Annotated in this window: 2 protein-coding genes and 1 pseudogene; all 3 read right to left on the bottom strand. The window is 64.3% G+C overall.

Going from position 1 to position 2,751, the window contains the following annotated elements; translation table 11 throughout:
* A partial coding sequence (gene flgK / locus WBB85_RS23660; protein ID WP_432641010.1) for a flagellar hook-associated protein FlgK occupies positions 1 to 1,203 on the bottom strand: 1,203 nt, incomplete at its 3' end.
* A gap of 35 nt (positions 1,204 to 1,238) precedes the next feature.
* The gene (locus tag WBB85_RS23655; protein ID WP_432641009.1) at positions 1,239 to 2,549 is read right to left on the bottom strand and encodes a flagellar hook protein FlgE; all 1,311 of its coding nucleotides are present in this window, start codon (positions 2,547 to 2,549) and stop codon (positions 1,239 to 1,241) included.
* Between the two features lie 92 nt (positions 2,550 to 2,641).
* Positions 2,642 to 2,751: pseudogene (locus tag WBB85_RS23650) on the bottom strand (chemotaxis protein MotB); the annotation flags it as partial.

The following is a 2,751-nucleotide window of genomic DNA, read 5'->3' as shown; positions in this document are numbered from 1 at the left end:
GATGAACGAGCCCGATGAGGCCACGCGCGGATCGCTGAGCGCGGTGCCAAGCGCGTTCAGAAGTGTGGCATTGCCGACATTGCCCTGCGCAACGGCGCCAAGCCCGTCGCGCAGGTGCCAAAGCTGGCCGCCCTGCGCCGGGTCGACGATACCGTTCAGCCGGATGCGTCCGGCCAACCCTTCCTCCAGCAGCGGATCAAGGATCAGGCCGCCATCGGTAAAAAGCCCCGGCTGGCCGGCAAGAAGTGTCGGGTCGACGGTCGGGGTTTCAAACCGTTCGATCAGGTCGCGTGCCAGTGCGTCGAGGTCCGCCTGTGCCCCCGGCGCAAGATCGTCGCGGATCGCAATGGCGGCGCCTAGCGTGCCGCCCCCCAGAACACCGTCATCGCCCGAGGGCACCGGCATGCCGTTGATCGTGAAGCCAGAGAGCGCCCCGGATCCGATCGTCATATCGGCAGTGATCACGCCGACCGGGTTGAACCCGATCACCGCCGGGTTGCCCTCCAAAAGGATCGCGCCGCCGGTGGTGAAGAGTGAAATCTGATCGTGGTCACGCGGCACTTCGCGCACCGGCACGATCTCGGCCACCCGGTCGACAAGGCGCTGGCGTTCGTCCATCAGCGCAGTGGCGTCACGGCCCGAGGCACGCTGGGCGAGGATTTCGGCGTTCAGCCGGTCGATCTGGCCAAGAGATTCGTTCAGCGTCTCCACCTGCTTCGCGATGCTGTCATCGGCATCCATCCGCGCCTGCTGCACATCGTCGCTGAGCGCGTTCAGATGGCCCGTCACCCGGTTCGCGGCATCGACGATGCTTTGCAGCCGGGCCTGGCTGTCGGGGCGGCTCGCGGCCTGGACAAGGGCAGATTCCAGTTCCGCGATCCGGGCCGAGAGAGAACCCGCATCCTCGGGTGAACCGAGGAGGCTTTCGACGCGGGCAAGGAAATCGGTGCGCATTCCGGAATTACCCGCCTCGGCATCGGCCAGACGGCGGTCGGCGAGAAGGGCCACGTTGACCGACCGGGTGACGCCGTCGATGCGAACGCCCGCGCCATTGCCGCCCAAGGATTGCGACGACAGATGGATTTCCCGCCGGGCGAAGCCTTCGGTCAGTGCGTTCGAGACATTCGACGATACGACCTCGGCCCGTCGCGATGACGCGGTCAGACCGGTCAGTGCATTGGCCAGAGAGGCGGACAGGCTCATGATTCAGTCTCCGGTTACGGCCCCACCCGTCCGGATCAGCGTTTGATATTCGTGGTTTCCTGCAACATCTCATCCACGGTCTGGATGACCTTGGCATTCGAGGAATAGGCCCGCTGGGTCTGGATCAGCGCGGTCAGTTCGGCGGCGACATCGGTGGCCGAACCTTCGCGCGCATAGCCCACGACCGAGCCTGTGGGCCCGTCGCCCGCATCCCAAAGGAAGAATGACCCCGAATCCGGCGAGACCTGGAAGGTCTGGTTGTTGAGCGCGATCAATCCGTTCGGGTTTGGCACATCGACGACCGGGATCTGGTAGATCCGCCTTGTAAAGCCGGTGTCATAGGTCGCGGTGACATAGCCGTTTTCATCAACCTCGACCGTGGTCAGGTTGCCCACGGGCGAGCCGTCCTTGGTGATCGAGGTTGGCGCGAAGCTGTCGGACAATTGCGTCAGCCCGTTCGGGTCGCCCACCCTGCCGATCGTCATTGTCATCGGCCCGCCCGCGACCGTCAGCGCCAGTTCCCCGGTCAGGGGGTCATAGGCACCACCCGACACGGTCGTGACCGAAGCCAGCGTGCCGCCATTGGCGCGGGTATCGTCGAAGACCAGCGTGTATTCCCCGATCAAGGCACCGGCCTGTGCGGAATCGCGGATCTCCATCGTCCAGGTGTTCGAAGCGCCGGTTCCGGGGACTGTCGGCGTGAAAGTGATGTCGAGCGTGTCCGAGGTGCCGAGATTGCCGAAATACTCGACCGACAGCGGCAATGCCGCCCCGCCCGCGCCCGCCTCGGTCGCCGTTGCAGGCAGGTTCACGCCAAGGTTCATTGTCGTCGTCGGGTCGCCCGCAGTCTGATTGGCATTGATGATCACCGGCTGCAGGCCCGAGATCGTATCGCGCGGCAGGACCGGGATCGACCCGTCGGCATTGGCGGGCCAACCGAGCAGGACGAGACCGGATTCGGTGCGCAAGACGCCGTCGGCATCAGGCCGGAACGATCCGGTCGTGGTCATCATCAGGGGCTGCGCCCCGCCGGTAAAGGAATTCAGCGATACTGCCGAGGTCACCGGCAACATGCCGCGCCCGGATACCGCAAGGTCGAGCGCATTGTTGGTGGCGACAAGTGCCCCATGTTCATCGATCAGCCGCGTCGTCGCGGCCCGGACTCCCCCTGCGGAATAGGTGCCCGCGCCCCGCGCCTGATTGATCACGAAATTCTCAAAATCCGTCGAAACACGTTTGTACCCATAGGTACCGGAATTCGCGATATTGTCGGAAATCGTCGCCAGCTGCGTGGCATTCGCGCTGAGACCGGCCACGCCGGCATTGAGCGAGGACGAAATGGACATAGGTGCCGCCTTTCTGCTGCTGCGTCCGTCAGTTCCGCCCACCATGCGCACGGTGGCTTAATATCGCCCTAACATCTCAAATGCGCTGCATTTCATGCATCCGAACGCAGCAGAATCACTTCCAGGCGGTTGTTGCGCGGGGCCATCGGATTGCGCAAAGCGGGCTTGCGGTCGGCAAAGCCGGTCACGCGCTGAAGTCGCC

The organism is Albidovulum sp., from assembly GCF_049646345.1.
Lineage (GTDB): Bacteria > Pseudomonadota > Alphaproteobacteria > Rhodobacterales > Rhodobacteraceae > Albidovulum.
Note: the sequence above shows the minus strand (reverse complement) of the source record. Positions and strands in the feature narration are given on the sequence as shown.

Excerpts from the sequence above, each read along its gene's own strand:
- WBB85_RS23655 (WP_432641009.1), bottom strand. The coding sequence starts at position 2,549 with ATGTCCATTTCGTCCTCGCTCAATGCCGGCGTGGCCGGTCTCAGCGCG.